General features: G+C 45.1%; 21 protein-coding genes and 1 pseudogene. 18 read left to right on the top strand and 4 right to left on the bottom strand.

Features of this window, described 5'->3' with window-relative positions; translation table 11 throughout:
* Nucleotides 1–44: 44 nt before the first annotated feature.
* On the bottom strand, nucleotides 45–635 hold the full coding sequence (locus tag AC58U0_RS08630) for a TetR/AcrR family transcriptional regulator (RefSeq protein ID WP_497378583.1): 591 nt from the start codon (nucleotides 633–635) through the stop codon (nucleotides 45–47).
* A gap of 159 nt (nucleotides 636–794) precedes the next feature.
* Here AC58U0_RS08630 and AC58U0_RS08625 point away from each other — a divergent pair.
* Together AC58U0_RS08625 and AC58U0_RS08620 are read left to right on the top strand one after the other, a co-directional pair.
* Nucleotides 795–1,456, top strand: a pseudogene (locus AC58U0_RS08625) (DUF2306 domain-containing protein).
* 353 nt (nucleotides 1,457–1,809) lie between these two features.
* Nucleotides 1,810–3,015: an MFS transporter gene (locus AC58U0_RS08620; protein ID WP_497378582.1), complete on the top strand. Its 1,206-nt coding sequence runs from the start codon at nucleotides 1,810–1,812 to the stop codon at nucleotides 3,013–3,015.
* Between the two features lie 7 nt (nucleotides 3,016–3,022).
* Here AC58U0_RS08620 and AC58U0_RS08615 read toward each other — a convergent pair whose 3' ends face one another.
* Genes AC58U0_RS08615 through AC58U0_RS08605 form a run of 3 tightly spaced genes read right to left on the bottom strand, consistent with a single transcriptional unit; the run spans nucleotide 3,023 to nucleotide 6,421 of the window.
* On the bottom strand, nucleotides 3,023–4,102 hold the full coding sequence (locus AC58U0_RS08615) for a mannose-1-phosphate guanylyltransferase (protein ID WP_057307390.1): 1,080 nt from the start codon (nucleotides 4,100–4,102) through the stop codon (nucleotides 3,023–3,025).
* Nucleotides 4,095–5,201 (bottom strand): glycoside hydrolase family protein, encoded by a 1,107-nt coding sequence (locus AC58U0_RS08610; RefSeq protein ID WP_497378580.1) that lies wholly within the window; start codon nucleotides 5,199–5,201, stop codon nucleotides 4,095–4,097. The genes AC58U0_RS08615 and AC58U0_RS08610 overlap by 8 nt, the downstream gene beginning before the upstream one ends.
* The gene (locus AC58U0_RS08605; RefSeq protein ID WP_497378579.1) at nucleotides 5,201–6,421 is read right to left on the bottom strand and encodes a glycosyltransferase family 4 protein; all 1,221 of its coding nucleotides are present in this window, start codon (nucleotides 6,419–6,421) and stop codon (nucleotides 5,201–5,203) included. Before AC58U0_RS08605 ends, AC58U0_RS08610 begins: the two co-directional genes overlap by 1 nt.
* 207 nt (nucleotides 6,422–6,628) lie before the next feature.
* On the opposite strand from AC58U0_RS08605, the gene AC58U0_RS08600 reads away from it, so the two are divergent.
* From AC58U0_RS08600 to AC58U0_RS08525, 16 genes are all read left to right on the top strand, one after another.
* Nucleotides 6,629–6,928, top strand: coding sequence for a helix-turn-helix domain-containing protein (locus tag AC58U0_RS08600; protein ID WP_497378578.1), 300 nt, complete (start codon nucleotides 6,629–6,631; stop codon nucleotides 6,926–6,928).
* Nucleotides 6,894–7,835, top strand: a complete 942-nt coding sequence (locus tag AC58U0_RS08595; RefSeq protein ID WP_497378577.1) for a DUF1861 family protein — start codon at nucleotides 6,894–6,896, stop codon at nucleotides 7,833–7,835. Before AC58U0_RS08600 ends, AC58U0_RS08595 begins: the two co-directional genes overlap by 35 nt.
* 98 nt (nucleotides 7,836–7,933) lie before the next feature.
* Nucleotides 7,934–8,503 (top strand): 50S ribosomal protein L25, encoded by a 570-nt coding sequence (locus tag AC58U0_RS08590; RefSeq protein ID WP_497378576.1) that lies wholly within the window; start codon nucleotides 7,934–7,936, stop codon nucleotides 8,501–8,503.
* Nucleotides 8,504–9,220: 717 nt separating this feature from the next.
* Complete coding sequence (locus AC58U0_RS08585) at nucleotides 9,221–11,290, top strand: bifunctional aldolase/short-chain dehydrogenase (RefSeq protein WP_497378575.1); 2,070 nt, start codon at nucleotides 9,221–9,223, stop codon at nucleotides 11,288–11,290.
* Nucleotides 11,291–11,322: 32 nt separating this feature from the next.
* Nucleotides 11,323–12,543 (top strand): L-rhamnose isomerase, encoded by a 1,221-nt coding sequence (gene rhaI / locus AC58U0_RS08580; protein ID WP_497378573.1) that lies wholly within the window; start codon nucleotides 11,323–11,325, stop codon nucleotides 12,541–12,543.
* Complete coding sequence (gene rhaB, locus AC58U0_RS08575) at nucleotides 12,540–14,039, top strand: rhamnulokinase (protein WP_497378572.1); 1,500 nt, start codon at nucleotides 12,540–12,542, stop codon at nucleotides 14,037–14,039. The genes rhaI and rhaB overlap by 4 nt, the downstream gene beginning before the upstream one ends.
* 9 nt (nucleotides 14,040–14,048) lie before the next feature.
* Complete coding sequence (locus AC58U0_RS08570) at nucleotides 14,049–14,816, top strand: DeoR/GlpR family DNA-binding transcription regulator (protein ID WP_307440221.1); 768 nt, start codon at nucleotides 14,049–14,051, stop codon at nucleotides 14,814–14,816.
* 112 nt (nucleotides 14,817–14,928) lie between these two features.
* Nucleotides 14,929–15,672: a (Fe-S)-binding protein gene (locus AC58U0_RS08565; protein ID WP_497378571.1), complete on the top strand. Its 744-nt coding sequence runs from the start codon at nucleotides 14,929–14,931 to the stop codon at nucleotides 15,670–15,672.
* Nucleotides 15,659–17,176 (top strand): LutB/LldF family L-lactate oxidation iron-sulfur protein, encoded by a 1,518-nt coding sequence (locus AC58U0_RS08560; protein WP_497378570.1) that lies wholly within the window; start codon nucleotides 15,659–15,661, stop codon nucleotides 17,174–17,176. The genes AC58U0_RS08565 and AC58U0_RS08560 overlap by 14 nt, the downstream gene beginning before the upstream one ends.
* Nucleotides 17,169–17,912: a LutC/YkgG family protein gene (locus AC58U0_RS08555; protein ID WP_497378568.1), complete on the top strand. Its 744-nt coding sequence runs from the start codon at nucleotides 17,169–17,171 to the stop codon at nucleotides 17,910–17,912. Before AC58U0_RS08560 ends, AC58U0_RS08555 begins: the two co-directional genes overlap by 8 nt.
* A gap of 853 nt (nucleotides 17,913–18,765) precedes the next feature.
* Nucleotides 18,766–20,199 (top strand): PTS mannitol transporter subunit IIBC, encoded by a 1,434-nt coding sequence (locus tag AC58U0_RS08550; protein ID WP_497378566.1) that lies wholly within the window; start codon nucleotides 18,766–18,768, stop codon nucleotides 20,197–20,199.
* A gap of 64 nt (nucleotides 20,200–20,263) precedes the next feature.
* Entirely contained in the window at nucleotides 20,264–22,303 is a 2,040-nt protein-coding gene (locus tag AC58U0_RS08545; RefSeq protein ID WP_497378565.1) for a BglG family transcription antiterminator, read from the top strand.
* Nucleotides 22,304–22,330: 27 nt separating this feature from the next.
* Complete coding sequence (locus AC58U0_RS08540) at nucleotides 22,331–22,768, top strand: PTS mannitol transporter subunit IIA (RefSeq protein ID WP_497378563.1); 438 nt, start codon at nucleotides 22,331–22,333, stop codon at nucleotides 22,766–22,768.
* Nucleotides 22,765–23,922: a mannitol-1-phosphate 5-dehydrogenase gene (locus tag AC58U0_RS08535; protein ID WP_497378562.1), complete on the top strand. Its 1,158-nt coding sequence runs from the start codon at nucleotides 22,765–22,767 to the stop codon at nucleotides 23,920–23,922. Before AC58U0_RS08540 ends, AC58U0_RS08535 begins: the two co-directional genes overlap by 4 nt.
* 29 nt (nucleotides 23,923–23,951) lie before the next feature.
* Complete coding sequence (gene ptsP, locus AC58U0_RS08530; RefSeq protein ID WP_497378845.1) at nucleotides 23,952–25,679, top strand: phosphoenolpyruvate--protein phosphotransferase; 1,728 nt, start codon at nucleotides 23,952–23,954, stop codon at nucleotides 25,677–25,679.
* A complete protein-coding gene (locus AC58U0_RS08525) occupies nucleotides 25,676–25,939 on the top strand; it encodes an HPr family phosphocarrier protein (protein ID WP_497378561.1) in 264 nt (87 codons plus the stop codon). The genes ptsP and AC58U0_RS08525 overlap by 4 nt, the downstream gene beginning before the upstream one ends.
* The last annotated feature ends 125 nt before the right edge of the window (nucleotides 25,940–26,064 follow it).

Raw genomic sequence — 26,064 nt, 5'->3', positions numbered from 1 at the left:
TATAGACCTTGAGAGACGGCTATTTTTTCATAATGGCATATAGCTTACTTTTTAAAAGAAGTCAGCAGCAGTTCGATATTCTTCCTGGCGTAGCCGACATGCTTGTTGTCTCGAGTCAAGCGGCTTGCCATGATGCCGCCTTCAATGGATGAGAAGAGGAAGGAAGCGACGGATTCCGTGTCGATGTCTGATCGGAATTCACCGTCTTCGGCTCCCTTTTGCAAAATCTCCTGGATGAAGGCCAACATTTGCTCGTAAGCGCCCAACGCACGATCTCGCAGAATGGGATAGGAATGATCGCTTTCTACCGCTGTATTGAGAAAAGGGCATCCACCTTTAATAGGGGGATTATGCACGGTATCGCTGTACACGTCACACATCGCTAGTACTTTATCCGTTGCTGTAGACGCACCTTCAATCGCCTCAGCGAAATGTTCCCAGAGCACTTGTCCAGCGTAGGCGAAAGCTTCAAGCGCAATCTCATCTTTATTCGCGAAGCTGCGATAAATCCCGCCTTTGGTTAGGCCGGTTACCGTCATAATATCCTGTATGGTTGAACCCGCGTATCCCTTTTCGTTGAATAGTTCAGCGGATTTCATAATAATATGCAATCTTGTTTTTTCACCTTTACGCATGCGCAAAATCCTTTCACAGAGACAATGACTTTCTCGTAATATTGTAACATTTTATTAGTGAATCATAGCATAGAACATTGTATAATTTTAAAAAAACCGTACGGTTCGGTCTCTAAACATCTAATCAGCATACATATTAACGAAAAGGATGAGGTTTCTATGTCTAAAATGGCAAAACCGACTAAGAGCTACGCGTATCCGCTGCTCCTGTCAGCAATAATTATTTACATGGCATACATTTTGTTGACTAATTTATTTTTTGATCCGCAAGCAACGGCTTTTTTGACTCATAAAATGAATCTCAAACGTCCTATGAATCTCCCAATTTGGTTAAGCGTGATGCATATTCATGTAGGTGCTGCATGTTTGGCTATGCTGACAGGCGCGCTTAATTTCTCAAGCAAGATCTTACGCAACGCTCGCAAATTTCATAGAGTCAATGGTTATCTATACGTTATTTTTGTTTTTGTCGTTGTGCTGACCTCAGGTTACATGGCTCCGTATTCAACAGGCGGAAAAATCAATAGCATGGCTTTCAATCTGGTGAGTATCGTCTGGCTCGCATGACTATTACAGCGATTATCCAAATTAAACGCAAGCAAGTCAGCAAACATCGGAAGTGGATGGTTCGCAGTTATGCTTTCTGCTTCACAAATCTGTTCATTCATCTTATTAGTTTTATTCTCCATGAAGGAGTTGGTTTGAGGTATGTGTCGAGTTATACGTTTGGTGTTTACGGAGCAATCCTGCTAAATTTCATTCTAGCGGAACTTGTGATTCGTTATGTGTACGTCAAAGCTCCGAATGTAACAGTTAAATAAATCATAGAGGAAACTTATTATGCCTATACAAATTGTGTTATTTGATGGTTTTGATCATAACGGTCGAGAGCAACAGTATGATTGGCATTGCCAAGGCCGGCGTGCTGCCAGCCTCCCGTTTAGTGGGAGAAAGAATTGTGAATCAACCAGATTGAGTAGGCCAAAAGAGGTTGGTTGCTTGTACTTTTATCGTGTACAAAGCAACCAACCTCTTTTTCTATTCCTAACGTGGGCATTCTCATGATGTAATTTCTAATCTTCAAGCACTATGATAAAATATACATATCATAGCACGGTTGTCGGGAGAACTTTGTATCTGGTCGTTCAGTCATCAAGCATCAGGGGGTAAATACATGGAATTTTCCTGGAAACGTAATCTCATCACTTTATGGATCGGTGTATTTTTCTGCGGAATGGCGTATACGATTTCGGTTCCTTTCTTACCTATCTTTCTGCACACGGAGCTCGGCATTGATAAAGGACTGGAAGCATGGTCAGGTATTACGTTTGGCATCACCTTTTTGGCTAGCGCTTTAATCGCACCTTATTGGGGCTCTTTGGCGGACAAGTATGGCCGCAAACCGATGCTGATTCGCTCAGGCTTCAGCCTAAGTGTTCTTTATTTTGCGACCTTTTTCGTCCATGATCCTTACATATTTCTTTTCGTTCGGATTCTTCAGGGGTTGCTTGCCGGTTTTGTTCCTGCTTCCATTGCCTTAGTAGCCACGAACACGCCTGAAAAAGAAGTGGGTTATGCGCTGGGGGTTATGTCAACGGCAGGAGCCGCCGGAAGTGTCATCGGTCCGCTGGTTGGCGGATTCGTCAGCCACTGGGTGGGAAACCGAGAATCATTCCTAGTCTCGGGGTGTGTCGTCTTAGTCGCAGCCTTTATCGGGCTGTTTGGGGCTAAGGAAACGAACTTTAACCGCTCGGCTACGAGATCGGGTGTTATGGATGATTTGAAGTCGGCTGCTCATAATCGCCCTTTCATGATGATTCTAGGTGTCACCATGTTGGTAGCAACTTCAGTCATGATTGTCGAGCCGCTCCTTACCATCTATGTGCTGCAAATGGGCGGCAGCCAAAGCTCAGCTTCGCTGAGTTCAGGAATTATTTTCTCAGCGGTGGGCATCGCAACCGTCATTGCAGCACCGAGATGGGGGAAACTCGGACAGAAAATCACCTACTCCAAAACATTATTCATCGGCCTAATTGGCGGTGGAATAGGGAATCTTCTTCAGTTGGGCACTCACCACCTGCTGGCCTTTGGCATTCTGAGGTTTAGCTATGGGTTGTTTTTTGCTGCCGTCTATCCGGCGTTAAACGCGCTCATCGTTAAATTTACGGATTCCAGCTTTAGAGGCCGAGCGTTTAGCTTAAATCAATCCGCTACGCAGCTTGGAACCATGAGCGGTCCGATTATCGGTGGCTTTTTGGGCGGCTGGATCGGTATTCCGCTCGTTTTTGCCATCAACGGCTTGGCGCTAATCTGTGTGGCCTTCTTCTTCAAATATCGCGGTCCCAAAGTGGCGGCTGTCCCATTATCTTCACCAGAGTAAGGGCTGGCTAGATATACTCCGTCATTCCTTTTTCCTTCAGCAGGTCGACGATATCTTTAACAGATTGTGCTTTGTCTTTGGGACATATTAGAAGTGCATCCCCCGTATCTGCAATGATGAAGCCGTCTACGCCAATTGTCGTGATTAGTCTGCCATTTCCATAAATGATCGAATTTCGTGTATCTATGCCCATATGATTTGCTTTAATAATGTTTCCCGATGGATCTGGAGGGAAGATCGCGCCGAGTGCATCCCAGCTGCCAATATCGTTCCAGCCAAATTGACCAGACAGCACAACGACTTCATCGGAGCGCTCAAGAATCCCGTAATCAATCGAAATGTTTTGAAGCGTTGGATAAATGTTATTAATGATTTCCTCTGCCTGATCCGTACCCAGATAATCGCTGATTGGAAGCATGGTCTTATACAACCGAGGCAGGTAACGCTTGAAATTATCAATGATGACGGAAGTTTTCCAAATAAAAATGCCGCTATTCCATAAATAATTACCGGACGACAGATAGCCTTGTGCTTTCTGGAAGTTCGGTTTTTCTACAAATTCAGCTACTTCGTATACGGCTACAGGATTTGAAGAGATAGGTTCCTTGTCAAAAGCGATATAACCGTACCCGGTAGAAGGAAATGTCGGTTTAATTCCGATGGTAACGATTTTGTCCGTCTTCATCGCGACCGTACAGGCTTCGTCTAACGTAAGCCGAAATTGTGCTTCATCCGTTATATAATGATCGGAAGGCAATACAACCATTAAGGAATCACCATGTGATTTTTCTATAGATAACGCCGCGAAAAGGATGCTTGCAGCCGTGTTTCTGGCGACGGGCTCGATCAAAATGTTGCTTTTTGAAACACTGCTATGCATGATGCTCTCCAGCAGAACCGCTTGAGAGCGATTCGTTACAATAACGGTATTTTCTTGAGGGATAATGCCTTTGAATCGTTCGATCGTATCGTTTAGCATAATATCATTTCCGCTAATATTTAGAAGCTGCTTTGGAATCTCTTGTCTAGACAGCGGCCAGAAGCGGGTTCCTCCCCCGCCTGCAAGGATGGTAGCAAATTTATTCATGATGCATCACCAAATGGGCAATAGAGAAGGAAATGATACTTTCGGAGCCTTGATTAAGGTTCAGCCCTGTGGCATGGATGCCATCATAACAAGCTCCTGTTTGAGGATCAATGAGAGAGATTTGTAATGAATTATGGCCTAAATACCATTCGTAGCATAAGGCTGCTATTTTCAGATAGTCTGGGTCTTGGAGTACGACCGCGGCTTCTTTACAAGCGAGAAGCATTTCACAGGCCTCAATCGGCTGTTCGTCGTAGAGAGCGGCCTTTTCACCTCGCAATTGCCAGCCATGGCTGCCAATCGGCTTATAATATCCTTCTTTTGCAAAGGTTTTGGATACTAGAAAATCCAAGCTTTCCTTGGCTGTTTCCTTCAAACTAATGTTTTCCGCGATATGTGATGCTTTTAAAAGTGCCCATGGCAGCATGGAGTTTCCGTAGGTAAGGCTGTCTTCAAACCAATGCCAATCGTTACCCTTATTGCGAACATATTGATTGTGCAGTCGGACCGCTATTTTTTCGATCAAATTGATGATGAATGCTCTTGGTAGAAAAGCCTTTTCTTCTGCGGTGCTTGGCGTGTGGGGATAGGGGAAGGAGTAAGTTAGAGCATCAGAGGTTTCTATTAAATAACTTAGACCGATTATCGCATAGGCTCCAGCACGAGGAGAACCTAGCTTTTCGATATGCGGTAATGCCTGATTGATTAAATAACGGCAGGTATTAAGTACATTATCAGGCAGAAAGGAGGAATGGGCGAGCGCGAATCCTAATGCCCATAGTGTGCGTCCTTGACAATCCTCAGAGCCGCTTTCCTCCATGAATGAACGGTTATAATCCATAAAGTTTCTAAAGTTTCCATCTGTATTCTGTGCGTGGTGAATGAAAGAAACATAAGTATGAATGAGGTCTAACGTGCTGGAATCTTTTTGGCTGCTGTACAATAAAACGGCTGCGATTAACGCCCGTGCGTTATCATCCGTCGTATAACCTTTCGACCGGTCGGGTACTCCAAACTTGGTATGTTGAAAAATGCCTGTATCATCGGTTATCCTGCGCATGTAATCGGACTTAAACTGCCGTATCGTTTGTACTTGCATTAAATCACTCCTAAGTGTTTTGCTTTAGCAAAACTGGCATCGTAAGCCTGTACTTTTGTTGACTCTGAATCTAGTATTTTTTCTTGGAAGATGGCGGCATAGGTTTTGGCAATTTCGTTCCACAGCATGGTTCTTCCGAGTTCGAGCGTACGATTTTCCATTTCAGTTATTCTAGCAGGGTCATTCAGTAATTGAAGGATGCAAGCTTCCAAGGAGGCTGAATCGCGGAAGTTTGCCAGTAAGCCCCTGCCCTCTGCCAGCATTTCCTCGGCATATCGGTAAGGTGTGGAGACAATAACCCTTCCGTAACCGACTCCATAGGCCAAAGTTCCGCTAACGGCCTGATCCTTGCCTAAATAAGGAGTCATATAAATATCTGACATGACCAGCGATTGAATGACCTCATCCTGCGTTAGTAGCTTGTCGACGAAGTGGACGTTACGCGTTAAATCAAATTCTTCCACAAGACCCATCAGCTTTTGTCTGTATACCTCGCCTGTTTCTTGTTTAACGACCGGATGAGTTTTCCCCCAAACAATATAGAGAGAATCCGGATGCTGTTTAACCACTCCCCGCATGGCTTCAATGCTGTATTCAATTCCTTTACCAGGACTTAAAAACCCGAAGGTGGATAAAATTTTCCGATCTGCAAAGCCATACTGCTCTTTAAGATCTGATCTTGAACCGGTTTGGACATGAGGCACGCCATGATGAATGAAAGCGATTTTGGCGGCATCAACGCCATAAATGGAGATCAAATCGGTTACTGTAGACTGCGCCATCGTAACAACTTTAACACTTAGCTCGGCTACTCGATTCATGATGTGCAGCTGCTTGGCAGAAGGTTTGGTTAACACAGTATGAAAAATGACAACATAAGGAATGGTCAGTCTCTCGACGAATGGAATCAAGTATTCACCGCTTTCTCCGCCGTAAATACCGAATTCATGCTGGATAACGAGAAGATCAACATCTGATGAGCTAAGATAATCCGCTGTTTCTATATAATCGGATTGCTTATGTTGGTCAATTTCCCTCATCACCTGCTCCTGATAGTCGTAAGTTTCGTTGTTATTGATTGCAATGATACGAGGCTTGTTAAAGCCTTGGATGTGCTGGAGTTCATCTAATAAATCTTGTGTAAATGTAGCTATGCCGCATTCCCTCGGCAGGCTAGTGCCAAGAAAAACGATATTCCGATTGCTGTTTGTATACTTCATATAATAAGCCTCCATGTTGGTTTGCGATTTTTGGAACACAAAAAAAAGAATCTAAAGATAGATCTTTAATTCTTTTGGGGGAAGGGGTATTTTATTTTCAGAAAATTCCAAATTATTTCCTGTTTTCACTATAACATGACCATTTTTTCTTGTCAATTCATTGACTCTCCTTTGCGTACCCTATATATTTATGGAGGGGGTGTATGTGTGTCAGTCATACGCAGTAAACTAAAAGAAGTCATGGAAAATCACGATCCTAAATTATCGATACGCAAGCTCGCTAAAGAAATTAACTACCACTTTGACTCCGTTCGGCGTATGTATAAGGATGAGATGGTACAGTATCCTAGGGATTTATTACTGAAGCTTTGTCTGTATTTTAATGTCCAGCCTGGGCAGCTCATTGGCATCGAAATGGATGTGGAAAGTGATTGGACGATAGATGCATCGATGCATTATCAGGAGGACGTCAATGACAAGGAAATCGATAACAACAGAGAGCTGTAAACAGCTTCTGGAAACCTTTTATGCAAACCCCAGATTAACAAAAGTTCAGAAACTAGTGTTCTCTGGGGTTGGAAATCGCGATGTATACAATATAACGGCCCCGTTTCTGTATGACGGGGAGGAAGTCATCTTAGGAAGAGTTGAGGAACGGGATAGTGAGTTCTCTCAAGTCTTCTTTTTTACATGCAAGAATCAGGTTTGGAGTCCACGAATACATACACACACTTATAACTTGCAGGATCCATGTATGACCATCATCAAAGGTGAACTAATAGTTGGCGGAGTTGAAGTCATTACGGCTGTCGACAATCCGAGTAAGATTGTGTCGTGGGTTACCCAATTTTATCGTGGGTTTCACATAGATTCCTTATGTCACTTCTCATCTGGACCCGGAACGATGAAGGATATTCGTCTAATTGAGCTTAATGACGGTAGAGTAGGTGTATTTACTAGACCGCAGGGAGCAAGAGGCGGAAGAGGGCAAATCGGATTCACAATTATCAACTCGCTGGAGGAGCTCAATGAGCAAACCTTCATCCATGCAGAAATTCTTAGTGAGCAATTTGTCTCCGAAGAATGGGGCGGTGCGAACGAAGCACATTTACTGGGGAATGGACATGTGGGCGTTCTGGGGCATGTGGCCTGCTTTGATAGCGTAGGAAACAAGCATTATTATTCCATGGTCTTTTCGATAAACCCTGAGACCTGTGAGAAAACCCCCATGAAAATTATTGCTGCAAGAAGTGATTTTCCAAGAGGCCCTGGCAAACGGCCTGATCTTGAAGATGTTATTTTTAGCGGTGGGCTTATACGGTTAGGCAATGGGCGAGCCGTACTTTCTGTTGGCGTTAGTGATGCTGAGGCTTATCAGATTGAGATTCCTGATCCATTTATGGAGTATGAATAATAACGAATGGGTATTCAACAAAGTTTGACTAGATTTTATGGTCATGTTATAATCATTTTGACAAGAATTTATGGTCAAAGAGAGCGGGAAACAAACAAATGAGTAAATTTATTCAATTGAACAAGCGCACTGGTGAAACAAAGTCCCACATGAATCAAGCAAGAAAACAGGGACGCATCCCGGCTGTGTTGTATGGGATTGGTAAAGATACTTTATCATTAGAAGTAAATGAAAAAGAAATGCTGGATATTTTGAAAAAAAATCCACGAGCTATCTTGCAAGGCAATACATCCGATGAAAAAGTAATTCCGGTCATTGTTCAGAGCGTTCAAAGGGATGCGATGTCGGGCAATTTGCTGCATATTGACTTTCATCATGTGAACATGACTGAAATCATGGACAGCAAAGTTACCATCCAGTTTTCTGGAGAGGCAATCGGCGTAAAATCCGGTGGGGTTCTGCAGATCGAAATCTATGAAGTAGAAGTCCGTTGTATGCCTGGTGATTTACCGACTTCAATGGAAGTTGATATCAGTGGTCTTGATGCTGGTGATAAGCTTCTTGTTTCCGATCTGATTTTCAAGGATGGCATTGAAGTGTTGACGGATCCGAATACGGTTATGATTCAAATCAAAACCGTGCATGAGGAAGTCGAAGCAACAGCCTAAAATCCTCGATATATCATATATTTAAATCCCCTTCTAGCAGAATGTGTGAAGATTCATGGTTCCATGAATTTAATCACGCTGCTGGAAGGGGATTTTTTTATTTTCTAGGACGATAAGCGTACCGCGACACTTACGCGAGATCATCTTTAGCTGTAAAATGTGCACCTAATTTTTTGCCAATAGCGATTTTCAGCAAATTAGCTGCATTTCCTACACATAAACGTGCCAGAAAGGTAGGAATTGAGCTTTTTGGCTGGATTTAGCTGCACTTTTTGCAGCTAAATCCCTCAAAAACCACTCAGGAAGCATATGAACTGCACAAAATGCAGTTCATGTATCACGGGTGTCTTTCAGCACAATTGCGAGCAGCAAGAAATGCTGATTACAGCATTTTCTCCAGTTCTCATTATGTTTGTTTTATGCCCGTTTCATTTTTGTTTCCGCATTTATTCAAATTATTAATGTAATATATCACATTCACGTATTTAAATTCTTTCAAACAAAAACAAAAATAAATATTCAAAAATAAATAAAGATGTGTTACGATGAATCCATCAAGAACAAACACATACTCATGGGATGTAAATGTAAGCGGAGAGACTTTGAGCTAAAACGCTCAAAGATCCCAAAGCGGAGAGACTTTGAGCTACGCTCAAAGATCCCAAAGCGGAGAGACTTTGAGCTACGCTCAAAGATCCCTATATTAGGAGGATACGTATGGTTGCGAATTTGTGGGAAGCGGAAAAAGCGAATGCAGTATCGAAAGGCGTAGAGGAATTGGTGTACCGTTCCAATTTATTAGGGACAGATCGCGCAGTTGCCAACTGGGGCGGCGGTAACACATCGTACAAAACAATCGAGAAAGATTTCCGCGGTCGTAATGTAGAAGTGATGTGGGTAAAGGGCAGCGGTTCTGACCTTGCTACAATGAAAGCAAAGAATTTCACAGGTCTTCGCATGGAAGACATTCGTCCATTGTTCGAGAGAGATGAAATGTCCGACGAAGAAATGGTTGCTTATCTTGTGAATTGTATGATCGACAGCAAACATCCGCGTGCTTCTATTGAGACGCTTTTACATGCATTTTTGCCATTCAAAAACGTTGACCACACGCATCCTGATGCGATTATCGGTCTATGCTGTGCACACAATGGTCGTGAGTTGGCAAAAGAAATTTACGGCGACCGTTTCGTGTGGGTACCTTATGTGCGTCCTGGTTTTACACTTTCCAAAATGATCGCAGAAGGCGTAAGAAACAATCCAAAGGCTGAGCTCGTGCTGATGGAGAAGCATGGTCTGGTTACTTGGGGCGAAACGTCGGAAGAAAGCTACCTCAAAACTTTGGCTATCATTCAAGAAGCAGAAAGCTTCATTGAAGCTCGAGTGAACGAGAGCAGCCTTTATGGCGGAGCGAAGTACGAGTCTCTATCTGAATCCGAGCAAAAAGATATTTTGGCACAAGTCCTGCCTATCGTTCGCGGAGCAGTGAGCAATGAGAAGAAAATGATCATGACCACTGACAGCGCGGATGATGTTCTGAAGTTCGTTAATAGTAAAGATGCTGCTGTGCTATCCCAAGTTGGAGCGGCTTGCCCGGATCACTTGGTTCATACGAAAATGAAGCCTCTTTACATTGATTGGAATCCAAACTCCCGTGATGTGGCCTCCTTAATTGAAGCTTTAAACGCTGGAATCGCGGCTTACAAGGAAGAGTACAAGGCTTATTTTGACCGCAACAAAAATGAAGGCGACGTCATGAACGAAGCGGCACCTCGCGTTATTCTGATCCCAGGTATTGGAATGATTAACACAGGCAAAAGCTGGTCCAATGCACAAGTAAGCGGAGCTCTCTATCACCGTGCGATTGCCGTAATGAGAGGCGCAACGGCTCTCGGAACGTTCGTTTCTTTAAGCGAAAATGAATCTTTTAATGTCGAGTACTGGCCTCTTGAACTTTATAAATTAACTTTGGCTCCGGCTGAAGCAGAGTTTTCTCGTAAAATTGCTTTCATCACAGGCGGCGCAGGCGGAATCGGAAGCGTAACGGCTCGTCAATTTTTAAAAGAAGGCGCGCACGTCGTTCTAGCTGACCTGAATCTTGAAGGCGCACAAAAATTAGCAGACGAACTGAACGGGCAGTATGGCGAAAACAGAGCCATTGCCGTTAAAATGGATGTAACGAAAGAAGAGGAAGTGGAAGCCGCTTACCGCGACTCGATTCTCAGCTATGGCGGTATCGATATTATCGTGAATAACGCAGGTCTTGCTACTTCTAGTCCTTTTGACGAAACATCACTTAAAGAGTGGAACCTGAACATGAACGTGCTTAGCACAGGTTACTTCCTCGTAGCTAGAGAAGCTTTTAAAATTATGAAAAAACAAAGCATCGGCGGCAGCATGGTATTCGTCGGCTCCAAAAACTCGGTATTCGCAGGCAAAAATGCCTCCGCCTACTCGACAGCCAAAGCGGCTGAAATTCACTTAGCGCGCTGTATCGCCGCTGAGGGCGGGGAATTCGGCATTCGTGTAAACTCGGTATTGCCAGATGCGATTCTTCAAGGCTCCGCGATTTGGAATTCCGGCTGGCGCAATGAACGGGCTGCAGCTTACGGTATTGAACCGGATCAGTTGGAAGAGCATTACCGCAAAAGAACGACGCTGCTTGTCAACATTTTCCCGAAAGACGTTGCAGAAGCCATCGTGTATTTCGCTTCTTCCAAAGCAGACAAAACGACAGGTTGTATGATCACAGTTGACGGCGGCGTTCCGGCTGCCTTCACTCGCTAATTACTTCCACAACCAAAAGGAGATATAATCCGATGAGCGATAAAGCATACGCCTTGTTCGAAGAGCTGCAAGCAAATAGAGGCATTGATCTAGCAGCTGTTAAAGCTAAGCTAAAAGCCTTTAAAGTAGAAACCCCATCATGGGGCTACGGAGATTCAGGAACTCGCTTCAAAGTGTATAAGCAAAATGGCGTTCCGCGTAATCCCTTCGAGAAATTCGAAGACGCTGCGCAGGTGCATAAACTGACGGGTGTTTGCCCGTCGGTTGCGATCCATATTCCATGGGACAAAGTGGACGATTACGCAAAGCTTAAGCAGCATGCAGCTAATCTCGGTGTTTCTATTGGAGCTGTAAACCCTAACCTTTTTCAAGAGGATGATTACATCTTTGGTAGTGTGACGAATTCGAACGAAGCCATTCGCCGCAAAGCGACGGATCATTTGCTGGAGTGTGTGGACATCGCTAAGACAGTAGGTTCTGATGTACTGAGTCTATGGTTCGCAGACGGTTCCAACTACCCGGGGCAAGTTGATATTCGAGCTCGTAAAACATGGATGTATGAAGCGCTTAAAGAAATGTACGGAGCAATGACGCCAAGCATGCGTATGCTGATTGAATATAAGTTCTATGAGCCTGCGTTTTATCACACGGATCTAGCAGACTGGGGGATGGCATTCAATTTGGCGAACAAATTGGGGCCTCAAGCTGAAGTGTTAGTTGATACAGGGCATCACCCGCAAGGAACGAACATTGAACATATCGTGACTTATTTGTTAGATGAAAATAAACTGGGCGGCTTCCACTTCAATTCCCGCAAATATGGGGATGATGATCTGATTGTTGGTTCGGTCAATCCGTATGAGTTGTTCCTTATTTTCTACCAAATCATTGATGCAGCGAACGATAAAAATCCACAAATCCGTCAGGCTGCTGACAATATTGCCTACATGATCGATCAAAGCCACAATATCGAGCGTAAAATTCCAGCGATGCTGCGTTCCGTGCTTAATGTACAAACACAGTATGCAAAAGCTTTGCTGATCAACCTCGATGAAGTTAGAGACGCTCAAGAACGTCAAGATGTTCTAGGCGCAGAAGACGCTGTGCGTAAGGCATTCGAATTCGATGTTACTCCGCTTCTTCAAGCAGTACGGGAAGAGATCGGTGTACCGGTAGATCCGATGAAAGCTTACCTGGAAAGCGGCTACGACGAAAGCATTAATGCTCGTGGCAAAGGCGGTGCCAGCTGGTGAGTAAACCCTCCTGCGTACTGGCCTTTGATTTGGGAGCAAGCAGCGGCAGAGCGATCGTCGGACGACTTGATTCCGAAGCAGGCATCGTAACGATCGAGGAAATTCACCGCTTTTCGAATGATCCGGTGAAGGTGGGAAACCACCTTCATTGGGACATTTTGAGATTGTTTCATGAATTGAAACAAGGCATTTTACAGATGAAGCATCTGGGTTATACGGATATCGAGAGCTTGGCCATTGATTCATGGGCGGTAGATTTCGGGCTGCTTGCAGCAAATGGTGAGCTTCTCGGTAATCCCTACCACTATCGGGACCATCAGACGGACCATATCATGGATAAGGTCATTGATCTTGTTGGTCGTGAAAAGCTGTATGCCAAAACAGGTCTTCAGTTCCTTCAATTTAATTCGATTTTTCAACTATATGCGTTAAAAGAAAGAAATCCAGAGCTTCTGCAGCGTGCAGATACGTTCTTGATGATTCCTGACTTGCTCAGATACTTCTTAACGGGAGAAAAACACAGCGAGTACACCAATTCCACAACGACGCAGCTGTTAAATGCGACATCTCAAATGTGGGACACAGAGCTTTTAGATCAGCTTGGTCTTCCTAATAACATATTACTGAAACCAGTTTCGTCTGGGACTAGAGTTGGCGCGTTAAGCCAAGAGATTTGTGATGAACTTGATGTTCCTTCGATTCCTGTCATTGCCGTAGGCGAGCATGATACAGCATCTGCTGTTGTCGCGGTTCCCGCTTTAGATGAAGATTTCGCTTTCTTAAGCTGCGGTACTTGGTCACTGCTCGGAACGGAGACGTTGGCGCCGGTGCTAAGTGAACAGGCATTAGCTTGGAATTTCACCAATGAAGGCGGCGTTTATGGTACGAACCGATTGCTCAAGAACATCATGGGCTTATGGTTAATTCAGGAATGTAAGCGTACATGGAACAAGGAAGGGAAGAACATCAGCTTTGCTGAGTTAGTCAAGCTTGCCGAGCAGGTGAAGCCTTTCCAATGCTTCATCGATCCGGATGATGACATGTTCTTGAATCCTGAGCATATGCCAAAGCAAATTCAGCAATACTGCCGAGAAACGGAACAGGTTGTACCGCAAACGGAAGGCGAAATTGTTCGTTGTATGTTGGAAAGCTTGGCTTTGAAGTATCGGTTTGTTTTAGAAAGAACAGAACTGCTATCGGGGAAGAAGTATCGAGGTCTTCACATCGTTGGTGGCGGCATTCAGAACGAGCTGCTTTGTCAGTTCACGTCAAATGCTATACAGCGCGAGGTTTGGGCCGGTCCTGTTGAGGGTAGTGCCTTAGGTAACCTTGTAGTACAATGGATATCACTAGGGTATATCGCGAATTTGCGCGAAGCCAGAAAGCTGATTCGGAATTCGTTCCCGGTCAAAACGTACGTCCCTCAGGATGGAGCGGGTTGGCAGGCAGCGTATGCAGCATTTTGTAAGGTGGCGTCCCGATCGACGGTGAAATGAGGGAATACGATGCTGGTAGCGGAAAGATGGCAAAGAATCGTTCAGTTGGTGAATGAAAGAGGAAGTATTCGCGTAACGGAGCTCAGCGAGCTGTGCCAAGTAACAGAAGAAACGATACGACGTGATTTGGATCGGCTAGAAAGCGAAGGAAAGCTGATGCGCAGCCATGGCGGCGCTGTAAGTGTGAAGGAAGCGCAGTCGGAAGTCCCTTTCATGGAAAGGGAAACGGCGCAGTCGGATTTCAAGAACAGCATCGCGAAGGAAGCGGTATCGCATATTAGGGAGCATGATCGGATCATTTTAGATGCAAGTACAACGGCTTGGTATATGGCCAAAATAATTCCTGATATGCCGCTGACGATCATCACGAACTCGATGAAGGTTGCGCTTGAGGTGAGCGGTAAGGAGAAAATTCAGGTCATATCTACAGGTGGACTCCTTTCGCCAAAATCGTTGTCCTATGTAGGACCACTAGCGGAAAGATCCTTGGATATGTATCACGTTCATAAGCTGTTCTTGTCATGCAAAGGGGTTCATATCCAGCGTGGAATTAGCGAATCCAACGAGCTGCAAGCGCTCATTAAACGCAAAATGATCAGTATTGCTGATGAAACGTACTTGCTTGCTGACCATAGTAAATTCGGCATGCAATCTTTAACGCAAGTAGCCGGCTGGCCTGAGATCAAGCACTTGATTACAGACGGGCAAACCAACAAGGAGGATGTGGACCAGATTCGCGATAAAGGTGTGCACGTCCTCCAATTAGATAAAGGTTAAGAATGATGTTCCTCCCATCACCAGTATGTTCTCTCTCGTACTGAGGATGGTTTTTTGTATAACCAAATGCCTCTGAGGAGGGAACGATGAAGGAAGGGAGTTAGCTGAAATCATGAAAGTATCCTTATTCATTACGTGCTTGAGCGACCTTGTTTATCCCAAGGTTGGTGAGTCTATGGTTCATTTACTTGCAAAATACGGAGTCAAGCTAGACTTCCCTGCGACTCAGACATGCTGCGGTCAACCTGCCTTCAATAGTGGCTATTGGGATGAGGCGCGAGGTGCCGCGTTGACACTGCTGCATGCGTTTGAAGATAGTGATTTTGTGATATCACCATCGGGTTCATGCACAAGTATGATTCATCATTATTATCCGAAGCTGTTTGAAAATGACCCTATCAATCTAGCAAGAGCTAACCGATTAGTAGAAAAAACATATGAATTCACGCAGTTCCTCGTGCAAGTATTAGGTGTGACTGATTTGGGAGCCGTGTTCCCGCACAAAGTGACCTATCATCCGTCCTGCCACGGCAGTCGATTGTTAGGCGTCAAAGAAGAACCGATGCAGTTGATGCAAAATATCCGTGATTTGGAGCTTGTCCCCCTTCCTCATGCGGAGGATTGCTGTGGATTTGGCGGGACTTTTGCGGTGAAAATGTGCGATATTTCAGGTGCTATGGTTTCTGAGAAATCGGATCATGTGCTGGAAACGGAAGCAGAAGTACTTGTTGGACTGGATATGGGATGTTTAATGAATATTGCAGGCAATTTATCCTACCGTGGAAAACCCGTGAAGGTCATGCATCTAGCGGAATTACTGGCCGAAGGAGTGAAGCTGGCGCATGAGCGATCATAAACCTAGTGGGACCGTCAAGGAAAGATCCAAAGTCGCGCTGAACAATGACTTTCTTCGCAATGCGGTTAAATTCACGACCGAACGGCTCAAAAACGGTAAACTTGGTGCCTCCGAAGAGCTTGGGAATTGGGAAGAGTGGCGTGAGCGAGGCAGGCAAATTAGGCTGCATACGATTGCACACTTGGACTACTACCTTGGCAAATTCGTTGAAAATGCGAGAGCCCAGGGCGTGCACGTTCACTTCGCAGCAGATAGCGCAGACGCTGTTCGTTTGACGATGCAAATCGCCGAGCACAAGAAGGCAAAAAGTGTTGTAAAGTCAAAGTCGATGGTTTCAGAAGAATTGCATATCAACCATGCGCTTGAACAAATCGGTGTCGAGGCGATTGAAACAGACCTTGGCGAATATATTATTCAGCTGGCAGGAGAGACGCCTTCGCATATTATTATTCCGGCGATCCACAAAAATCGCTATCAGATCGCCGATCTGCTTTCTGAGGATGCAGGCGAGAAGCTTGAGCCGGACACGGGGATATTGGCTGGTTATGTAAGAAGGAAGCTTCGCGAGAAGTTCCTTGAAGCCGACATTGGGATGACGGGCTGTAATTTTGCGATTGCAGAGACGGGGTCTATCGTTCTTTTCGAAAATGAAGGCAATGCGCGGATGGTTAGTACCATCCCTAAGACACAGATCACGTTCATGGGTATGGAGCGAATCATTCCTACTTTGGACGATCTCGAAGTGATGGCGACTTTGCTGCCGCGTTCGGCTACTGGACAGAAACTTACGGTGTATATGTCTGTGATTTCTGGACCGCAACGGGAGCAGGACGGCGATGGACCGGAAGAAATGCACGTCATTATTTTGGATAATGGACGTTCCTTGCAGCTTGGAGATCCGCAATTCCAGGAATTGCTGAACTGTATTCGCTGTGGTGCATGCTTGAACGCTTGCCCGGTTTACCGTCACATCGGCGGTCATGCTTATGGCGGTGTGTACAGTGGTCCAATTGGTGCCGTGCTTACACCTGCACTTAACAAAAACGTCGACCAATGGGACGACATCGCGAGTGCTTCGAGCCTGTGCGGTGCCTGCTATGAGGCATGTCCGGTGAAAATTCCGCTGCATGATATGCTCATTTATCTTCGTCAACGCAAAGTAGAGCGCGGTTCGACGGATTTTGTTGAGAAGACCGGTATGCAAGGCTTTAATTTCTTGATGTCCGACGCGAAGCGGGTTAAAGCGTTAATCAAAATCGGTCGCATTGGGCAGAAATTGTTAGTTCGCGATGGTCATATCAAAGCGAAGATAGGTCCGTTAAAAGGTTGGAATTCGTACCGATATGCGCCAAGTATAGCGAAGAAGACATTCCGCGAATCGTGGAAAGACATTGAGCAGGGATTAGAAGGTACCTTCCCTGAACTTGATTCCGTGATGAAAGCCCGCATGGAGAAACTTGTGGCTGATCGCAAAGACGGCGGAGGAGGACATCATCATGGCTAAATCAGATGCAGTATTTCTCCAGAAGCTTCACCAAGAAGCCTTGAAGGATCAAGAGGCCTTCTTTGCTAATATTTCGAATCGACTAGGCAGAGATAAGCCGTTGCAAACAGCTCCTTCGCACCCTATGAAGGGGGCTCCTGAATTCTGGGAGCAGGTGGATCTCCCGCTCGAACAGCGCATTCAGTTGTTCATGGCGAACTGGCAGAAAGCTGGAGGCCATACGAAGCGTATTGCTAGCATGGCTGAAGCAGAGGAGTTCATTGCTAACTTCATCGCAGAGACACAGGCAAAGCACTTGATCATTCAGGATCAACCGGAGCTAGATTCCCTTCGTGCTGCGCTTGCTGGTACGGAAACGGACATCACGGTGTGGAACGCAGAAGGTGCTGACCCTGCCGCCAAAGATGAGCTTGTCGCTAAAGCGGCAGGAGCGGACATCGGCATAGTGGCCGTTGAGCACGCAGTTGCATATACAGGTTCACTAGTGGTTACATCAGATGCGACTAGAGGCAGAAGTGTCAGCTTGCTGCCAACCACGTTCATTGCGATTATCCCGGTAGATCGTATAAAAACAAAGCTGGGCGAAGTTTTGCGCCCATTCGATGAACTTTCGGCCGAAGATAGACCGGCAGGTATTCATTTCATCTCGGGTCCAAGCCGCTCAGCCGACATCGAGAATGATTTGACCATTGGTGTCCACGGACCCGGCATCGTTTATGCACTTATCATTGAGTAACCAAAGACAAAGAGCTGTAAGGGGATGATTTCTCTTGCGGCTCTTTTTTATTTATCAATTGAGGTATAGCCTTGTTTTGTATAGTTAGCTGTGGAAGTTGCTGAATTGAGATTGTGGATACAACAGCATCACTTGGGAAGTGATGCTGTTTTCGTGTTTCATTGTTTGCTGGATTGTCTAGTGGGAGTGCTGGAATTGCTGGAACTAATGGAAGTGGGAAGTGTGGGGAAGTGGTAGAAGTTAGTTGAATTGCTGGAAGGTGTTGAGAGTTTTAATAGTGTTGAAGGTGATGGAAGTTTTAAGTAGTAGAACTTGTGGAAGTGTTGGGAGTGTTGGAAGTGATAGAAGTGGAGGGAGTAGGAGAAATAGAGAACAAAATGGTAGGGAAGTTGTACTCCGTACAACAATTTCCTTGATTTCTTCTTAGAAAGCTCAGGATGTTGTATTTGATACAACAATTTAGCTGTTTTTCTTGCTATTGAGCTAGATTCTCGTGAAATTGTTGTATTATTTGCAACATTCGCGGGAATAACGTGGATTAGCTTGCTAAATGTTGTACAAAATACAACTCCACACGGATGGAGCTATCGAATACAACGAATATTAAAACAAGTGTTGACCACCGCGCCAACCGGCGGTGCTACAGCGCTTGTCCTCGCGTCTGTTTGAGAATTATCTCGGCGTAACTTGCCTTGCATCAACAATGAAAAACTCGCTCGTCCATGGACGGCTTAAGCCGAGGTTAAAATGTTGTCAACATTGTTCATGACGAAAAGGGATTTTGATTTGATTGAATATGTAAGCGCTTTTGCATTACGATAGTAACATGAAACAGACAAAGGGAGGTTATCCTATGAGTGCAACTGCTGCACAAAAGCAAGCATCCTCCGGAGGATTCCGGGTGAAAGTTCAAAGTTTCGGTCGTTTTTTGAGCGGCATGGTGATGCCTAATATTGGCGCATTTATCGCTTGGGGATTAATTACGGCTTTATTTATTCCGACAGGTTGGATTCCAAATGAGTATTTGGCTAAGCTCGTCGGTCCCATGATTACTTATCTACTCCCTATTTTAATTGGTTATACGGGAGGTACGATGATACACGGAACACGCGGCGGCGTCATCGGTGCTGTAACCACGATGGGGGTTGTCATCGGAACGGATATCCCCATGTTTCTTGGGGCGATGATTGTAGGTCCGTTCGCCGCTTGGGTGCTCAAGAAGTTCGATAAATCGATTGAAGGAAAAGTGAAATCCGGCTTCGAAATGCTCGTCAACAATTTCTCTTCAGGCATCATCGGCGCTATACTTGCCGTTCTTGCTTACACGGTAGTCGGTCCTGCGGTTCAGGTCGTTAGTAAAGCTCTTGCTTCCGGAGTTCAAGCACTTGTGAATGCCGGTCTGCTCCCGCTTGCGAACGTTTTGATTGAACCAGGTAAAATCTTGTTCTTGAACAATGCGATTAATCACGGTGTGCTAAGTCCGATTGCTTTGGATCAAGCCTCCAAAACAGGCAAGTCGATCTTGTTCATGCTGGAGTCCAATCCGGGTCCAGGACTTGGTATCCTGCTAGCGTATTGGATAGTAGGACGCGGTGCAGCGAAGCTTTCAGCCCCTGGTTCAGCTATTATTCACTTCTTTGGCGGTATTCATGAAATTTACTTCCCGTACATTCTCATGAATCCGCGTCTGATCCTGGCTGTAATCGCAGGTGGCGTAACAGGAACGTTCACGTTCTCCCTGTTCAATGCAGGTCTGGTTGCTCCGCCGTCACCGGGAAGCATTTTCGCTTACATTGCCATGGCTCCTAAAGGCGGTATGCTGCCGATTTTCACTGGGGTTATCACATCCACGATTGTCTCTTTTGCAGTCGGTGCCTTGTTATTGAAAACGACGAAGCAAAGCGAGAACGAAGAAGATTTGGAGCAGGCTACAGCGAAAATGAAAGAAATGAAACAAGCTCCCGCCGCTGCAGCAGCTGAAAAAGTTAGCGCCTCAACGTTGACGCCAGCTTCCGAGGTGCAAAAAATTGTGTTCTCCTGTGATGCCGGCATGGGTTCAAGTGCGATGGGAGCTTCCATTTTAAGAAAGAAAATGAAAGAAGCTGCTATCGACGTCATCGTGGTCAACACAGCAATTAGTGAGATTCCACCTGATGCAGATATCGTAATCACCCATAAATCATTAACCGATCGAGCACGTAATAAGGCTCCGGAGGCTGAACACATTTCCATCGATAATTTCATGAAAAGCCCAGAATACGATGAACTTGTCAAACGATTAAGTTAATATACCTTTCTAACGCTGGCTATTTGCCGGCGTTATCTCCATTTTGTTCGTGAGGAGAAATATCATGAGCCTGTCTAACAGGAATCGTCAAATCCTAGAGCTGTTAATGAATCGAATGGATGATATTACAGCAGGAGAAATCGCTGCCGAAATCAATGTAAGCACAAGAACGGTTCATCGGGAGCTGTCCGAGTTGGAGACGATTTTGGCAGCTTATGGATTAACTTTGCAAAAAAAATCGGGGAAAGGGATTCAATTACAAGCAGAACCTGAAAAACTTGAGGCGTTCCGGCGCTTGTTATATGGGATGATGGACATTGAATTTTCTGCCGACGATCGCAAAATCATGATTCTTTGCACCTTGCTGCAAGAAGAGGAGCCTGTCAAACTATTCAGTTTGGCTCATGATTTGGGCGTAACGGTTCCCACCATCACTCACGATCTCGATGAGCTGGATAGCTGGATACAGAAGTCTGACCTAATCCTTGTACGTAAAAGAGGGTATGGCGTTGGTTTGAGCGGTTCCGAGGCGAATAAACGCAGGATGATCGTAAAGCTTGCCAAAAATGGTCTCGATGAAGCTGATCTATTTGGGAAAAATGTGAACTCGCATTCGCCAGTTACACAAAGACTGTTGGAGCTCATTGGGAAAGAAAACTTTACGAAGGTGGAAGCAGCACTTTGGCTTGCTGAAGATGAAGGTTTAAGTGAACTATCGGAGCAGGATTACACCAATCTGCTCATTCATATTTCAATAACTATCGCTAGAATTCAGCAGGGTAGACAAATCGAGCTGCATCCTGAACCGTACTCGCTTCGCCCAAATAAGCTGCTTACACATACAATTGAACACCTATCTAAGGTAATTCCAATTGAATTAACAACACCAGAAATTTTCTATATAGCCGAATTACTGGAGCCCAATTCACTGAAACATCCGAATCAACTGCTTCCTATGGAAGAATTAAGTTATATGGAAATTGTATGGAAGCTCATCCGCAACATGGAGAGCAGTTTCTCGGTCCGTTTCAGCGATGATCGTTCATTACGAGAGGGGCTGCTGAGCCATTTGGAGTCCGCTTTGAAGCGGCTTCAAGCAGGAGCGACCATTCGTAATCCGCTTTTATCGCAAATCAAGAAAGATTATGAGGCTCTATTTGATGCTATACGGAGAGCTGTAGATAAAACAATAACCGAAATTGCCGTGCCAGATGAAGAAATTGGCTTTCTAGTCATGCATTTCGGTGCTTCTATCGAGAGGCAAAAGCAATTTAGGCGTAATGTAAAAGCGATTCTCGTATGTACAAGTGGGATCGGGACTTCCAAAATGTTAGCCGTAAGACTTACAAAGGAACTTCCGCAAATTGATATTATCGGTCATGCATCTTGGTTTGAAGCAGCGCGCATCCCCGAAAAGGAATACGATTTGATTATATCAACGGTAGATTTGCCTCTGGATGAGGATCAGTACTTGAAGCTAAGTCCGTTATTAACGAAGGAAGAAGCTGAGCGACTAAGACTATTTATTCAAAATGTTACGCTGCAAAAAGAAGCTGGAGATCGCAATGAATCGCTTCAAGACGCTGATTCAACGGACAGATTACATCGCATTCAACACTATATAAACGAAATTGTCAGCATCATCGATCAATTCATGGTGTATCCCATCGATCAATCCTTTCACAGTCTGAGAGATACGTTGGAAGTTATTTGTGGATATGTGAGACAATCAGGTGTGATCGACGATGTTGAACCCATTGTCAACCTGCTGCTTGAAAGAGAACGGTTAAGCAGTCAAGTGATCCCAGACACGGGCCTCGCTCTCTTTCACATTCGAAGCGAACAGGTTAAGAAGCCATCTTTCACCTTGTTTCGATTAAAGGAAGACCTGCTGTTAGACCAAGGTATGGGGTCAGATGTAAAGCATTTGCTTCTCATGCTTGGTCCGATAGAGCTTCCGAAAGAAAGCCTAGAAGTGCTCAGTGAAATAAGTTCTTTTCTATTGATTCCAGAAATGATCGACCTGTTGAAATCGGGGACTCAATCAGAGATCAAACACTTTCTATCCCAGGAACTTGCTGCCTTTTTAGAAAATAAAAAATAAATCGGATATAGGGAGAGACAAACAACTATGACAATCTTATCAACGAATAAAATTAAACTAAACGCTAAGCCCAATGATAAATTCGAGGCCATTCGGATGGCAGGTCAATTATTAGTAGAAGCGGGTCATGTGTCAGCTGCTTACATCGATAAAATGCTGGAACGAGAACAAACTTTATCCACCTATATGGGGAATGGTTTGGCTATCCCGCACGGTACGCAGGATTCCAAATCACTGATTTTATCGACAGGATTGTCGATCGTACAAATTCCGGAGGGTGTGGATTTCGGTGAAGGCGAAAAAGCTAACTTAGTCATTGGTATTGCAGCCGCGGGTAATGATCATCTCGATATCTTAACGAATGTCGCGATGATTTGTTCCGAAGATGAGAACATGGAGCTGATCATGAAAGCGGCGACGCCGGAAGAAATGGTGAAAATTTTTGAAAGCGGGATGGCGTCATGAGGGCTGTCCATTTTGGTGCAGGAAATATCGGCAGGGGGTTCATTGGTTTAATTTTGTCTCAAGCCGGTTATGAGGTCATCTTCTCCGATGTGAATGATAGCTTAGTTGAGCTGCTTCAGGAGAGAAAGTCATATACCGTACGATTAGCTAATGAGGAGCAAGACACGTTCACGGTTTCAAATGTTACAGCGATTAATGGGAAGAACTTGGAGGATGTAGCTAGGGCCGTTGCTGAGGCTGATCTGGTTACAACCGCAGTAGGCGTAAACATTTTGAAACATATTGCCGCTGGCATCGCCAAGGGGATTGAAATGCGGATCGAACGCGGAGCGGCGCCGCTGCACATCATTGCCTGTGAGAATGCAATTGGTGGAAGTACGCAGCTGAAAGAGCATGTATACGTTCATCTAAGTGAAGATCTGCGAGCTAAAGTAGACGGAAGTATCGCATTTCCTGATGCTGCTGTTGATCGGATTGTTCCAATCCAACATAATGAAGACCCGCTGCAAGTCACGGTTGAGCCATTCTATGAATGGGTCGTTGACGAGTCCCAAATGCTCGAGGGCTTCCACCGTATTGAGGGTATCCATTATGTGAAGCATTTGGAGCCGTATATTGAGCGCAAGCTGTTTACGGTCAATACAGGGCACTGCAGCGCTGCGTATCTTGGATATTTACATGGCTTTACGACGATTCAAGATGCGATGGCGAACTCGCAAATCGCCTCGCTAGTGCGTCATGTGATGCATGAGACTGGCGCCCTGCTTATCAAAAAGCACGGCTTCGATCTTGCTCAGCATGAGCAGTATATCGATAAAATATTGAACAGATTCATAAACCCCCATTTGATTGACGAGGTTACTCGGGTAGGAAGATCGCCTATTCGTAAGTTATCGAGCAATGATCGTTTAGTTCGTCCAGCTTTACAAGCATTTGAGCTTGGGATGAAACCGACCTATTTAGCTATGGCAATGGCCGCTGCCTTCTTATTTAAAGATCAGGAAGATCCAGAAGCGGTAGAGATTCAAGCTGATTTGCTAAAGCTCGGAGTTGCTCAAACAATAACGAAGTATACGACCATTGGTGAAGATCACCTGATTCATGAGATGATAAAAACGCAATATGAACAATTACAACATTCAGATCTATCTTGAGAAAGGGGAGTTCCCAATTGGCTAAAATGATGACAAAACGACTAACTGGCATTGCTGCTTCCCCCGGCATTGCGATAGCGAAAGCTTTTCGGTTAAACAATGATCATTACGTACCTGCCCGTGAGAAGGTGGCAGACGCTCTTATAGAAGTAGAACGTTTCCGTAAAGCTGTTGGAGAAGCGAAACTAGAGTTAGAAGAGATTAAAGATTTGACTGAACAGCGCATGGGTGCAGCGAAAGCTGAAATTTTCGAAGCACATTTGATGCTTTTGGAAGATCCCGATTATATCGATGCTATTATCGAGGGCATTGAAGACGAAGGCTTGAATGCTGAATTAAAGCTGCATGAAGTTGCGAGCAGCTTCATCGAAGTGCTTAGCTCTATGGATAACGAGCTGCTCCGGGAACGCGCTAGTGACGTGCGTGACGTCACCGGACGGATCATGAGCCGGCTTCGAGGTTTATCCTATGCGGCGATTGCGGCCATCAACGAGCCGTGCATTTTGATAGCGGAAGATTTGACGCCGTCCGATACCGCGCAGTTAAATCTCGATTATGTGCTTGGCTTTGTAACGGAGATCGGCAGCCGTACTTCTCATTCGGCGATCATGGCTCGCTCGCTTGAGGTCCCAGCTATTGTTGGAGCAGGAGCAGCGGCCGCGGAAATCAAAACAGGCACAATGATTATTATGGATGCCGTAGAGGGCGCCGTACTCATCGCTCCAAACGATGAAGAGATGGAGACCTACAAAGCTCGTAAAGCAGCATACGACCAACGAAGAATCGAATTGCAGAAGCTGTTGGATCAACCTACGATCTCAGCAGACGGGCGCCGCGTAGAATTGGCTGCCAACATCGGCAGTGTGGAAGATTTGCAAAAGGTTTTAGCTAACGGGGCGGAAAGTATCGGTTTGTTTAGGACGGAATTCCTTTATATGGGGCGCAGCTCAATGCCTAGTGAAGAAGAACAATTCCAGGTCTATAAGCATGTGTTGGAGCGAATGGACAATAAGCCTGTGGTGATACGAACACTCGATATAGGTGGAGATAAAGAACTCCCATATATGAAGCTCCCTGTTGAAAGCAATCCATTCCTCGGCTTGCGCGCGGTGCGTTTATGTCTGAGCAAGCAGGATCTGTTTCGTACACAGCTAAGGGCGCTTCTGAGAGCAAGCAGTTATGGACAATTGAAAATCATGTTCCCAATGATTGCCGTTGTAGATGAGCTGCTGGCTGCCAAACAATTGCTTCAAGAAGAGAAAGAGAAGCTAGTTCAAGAAGGCATTGCCGTGTCCTCTAATATAGAGGTCGGTATTATGATTGAAGTGCCGGCGGCAGCGCTAGCTGCGGATTTCTTGGCGAAAGAGGCCGATTTCTTCAGTATTGGAACGAATGATCTTATCCAATATACGATGGCGGCTGATCGGATGAACGAGACCGTTTCATACTTATATCAACCCTGCCATCCAGCTATATTACGATTAATTCAAATGGTTATTAAGGCAGCTGCAAAAGAAGGAAAATGGGTTGGCATGTGCGGAGAAATGGCTGGTGACGAAACGGCTATACCGATTCTCCTTGGCATGGGACTCCATGAGTTCAGCATGAGTGCCAGCTCGATTTTGCCAGCGAGAGCTTTAATTAAACAAACTTCACATAGGGAGTGGGCAGGCTACACGGAGCAGATTTTATCCATGAGCAGTCAGACCCAAATTAAACAATTCGTAGAACAGAGAACAAGGAGTGACTTGAAATGATATCTCAAACATTTACTGTCCTTAATCCATCTGGTTTTCATGCCCGTCCGACGAAAGTATTCGTCCAGAAGGTTGGCACATTTCCTTGCAAAGTGAATGTGATCAAAGGCGATAAGAAGGTCAATGGCAAAAGCTCGCTTAGTATGCTCACACTTGGCATTCAACAGAATGACCAAGTCACTTTGGAAGTGGACGGCGAGCAAGAGGAGCAGGCAATCAAAGAGTTAGGGGCACTGCTGACTCACATCTTCGAAGAATAAGCGAGTGACAAAACTCAATCCTTTTCAATTGAAAAAGCCAGCAGGTTAGTGCCGATAATCGTGGCACTTAACTGCTGGCTTGTTTAACCACATAAGAAAGTATAAGTTTTCGGTTCACGATAACC

The organism is Paenibacillus sp. J31P190, from assembly GCF_059692075.1.
This window is presented reverse-complemented; position numbering and strand designations above follow the sequence as displayed.

What these genes read in the sequence shown, in the direction of transcription:
- AC58U0_RS08630 (WP_497378583.1), bottom strand. Translation starts at nt 635, where the DNA reads ATGCGTAAAGGTGAAAAAACAAGATTGCATATTATTATGAAATCCGCT.
- AC58U0_RS08620 (WP_497378582.1), top strand. Translation starts at nt 1,810, where the DNA reads ATGGAATTTTCCTGGAAACGTAATCTCATCACTTTATGGATCGGTGTA.
- AC58U0_RS08615 (WP_057307390.1), bottom strand. Translation starts at nt 4,102, where the DNA reads ATGAATAAATTTGCTACCATCCTTGCAGGCGGGGGAGGAACCCGCTTC.
- AC58U0_RS08610 (WP_497378580.1), bottom strand. Translation starts at nt 5,201, where the DNA reads ATGCAAGTACAAACGATACGGCAGTTTAAGTCCGATTACATGCGCAGG.
- AC58U0_RS08605 (WP_497378579.1), bottom strand. Translation starts at nt 6,421, where the DNA reads ATGAAGTATACAAACAGCAATCGGAATATCGTTTTTCTTGGCACTAGC.
- AC58U0_RS08595 (WP_497378577.1), top strand. Translation starts at nt 6,894, where the DNA reads ATGACAAGGAAATCGATAACAACAGAGAGCTGTAAACAGCTTCTGGAA.
- AC58U0_RS08590 (WP_497378576.1), top strand. Translation starts at nt 7,934, where the DNA reads ATGAGTAAATTTATTCAATTGAACAAGCGCACTGGTGAAACAAAGTCC.
- AC58U0_RS08585 (WP_497378575.1), top strand. Translation starts at nt 9,221, where the DNA reads ATGGTTGCGAATTTGTGGGAAGCGGAAAAAGCGAATGCAGTATCGAAA.
- rhaI (WP_497378573.1), top strand. Translation starts at nt 11,323, where the DNA reads ATGAGCGATAAAGCATACGCCTTGTTCGAAGAGCTGCAAGCAAATAGA.
- AC58U0_RS08570 (WP_307440221.1), top strand. Translation starts at nt 14,049, where the DNA reads ATGCTGGTAGCGGAAAGATGGCAAAGAATCGTTCAGTTGGTGAATGAA.
- AC58U0_RS08565 (WP_497378571.1), top strand. Translation starts at nt 14,929, where the DNA reads ATGAAAGTATCCTTATTCATTACGTGCTTGAGCGACCTTGTTTATCCC.
- AC58U0_RS08560 (WP_497378570.1), top strand. Translation starts at nt 15,659, where the DNA reads ATGAGCGATCATAAACCTAGTGGGACCGTCAAGGAAAGATCCAAAGTC.
- AC58U0_RS08555 (WP_497378568.1), top strand. Translation starts at nt 17,169, where the DNA reads ATGGCTAAATCAGATGCAGTATTTCTCCAGAAGCTTCACCAAGAAGCC.
- AC58U0_RS08550 (WP_497378566.1), top strand. Translation starts at nt 18,766, where the DNA reads ATGAGTGCAACTGCTGCACAAAAGCAAGCATCCTCCGGAGGATTCCGG.
- AC58U0_RS08545 (WP_497378565.1), top strand. Translation starts at nt 20,264, where the DNA reads ATGAGCCTGTCTAACAGGAATCGTCAAATCCTAGAGCTGTTAATGAAT.
- AC58U0_RS08540 (WP_497378563.1), top strand. Translation starts at nt 22,331, where the DNA reads ATGACAATCTTATCAACGAATAAAATTAAACTAAACGCTAAGCCCAAT.
- AC58U0_RS08535 (WP_497378562.1), top strand. Translation starts at nt 22,765, where the DNA reads ATGAGGGCTGTCCATTTTGGTGCAGGAAATATCGGCAGGGGGTTCATT.
- ptsP (WP_497378845.1), top strand. Translation starts at nt 23,952, where the DNA reads ATGACAAAACGACTAACTGGCATTGCTGCTTCCCCCGGCATTGCGATA.
- AC58U0_RS08525 (WP_497378561.1), top strand. Translation starts at nt 25,676, where the DNA reads ATGATATCTCAAACATTTACTGTCCTTAATCCATCTGGTTTTCATGCC.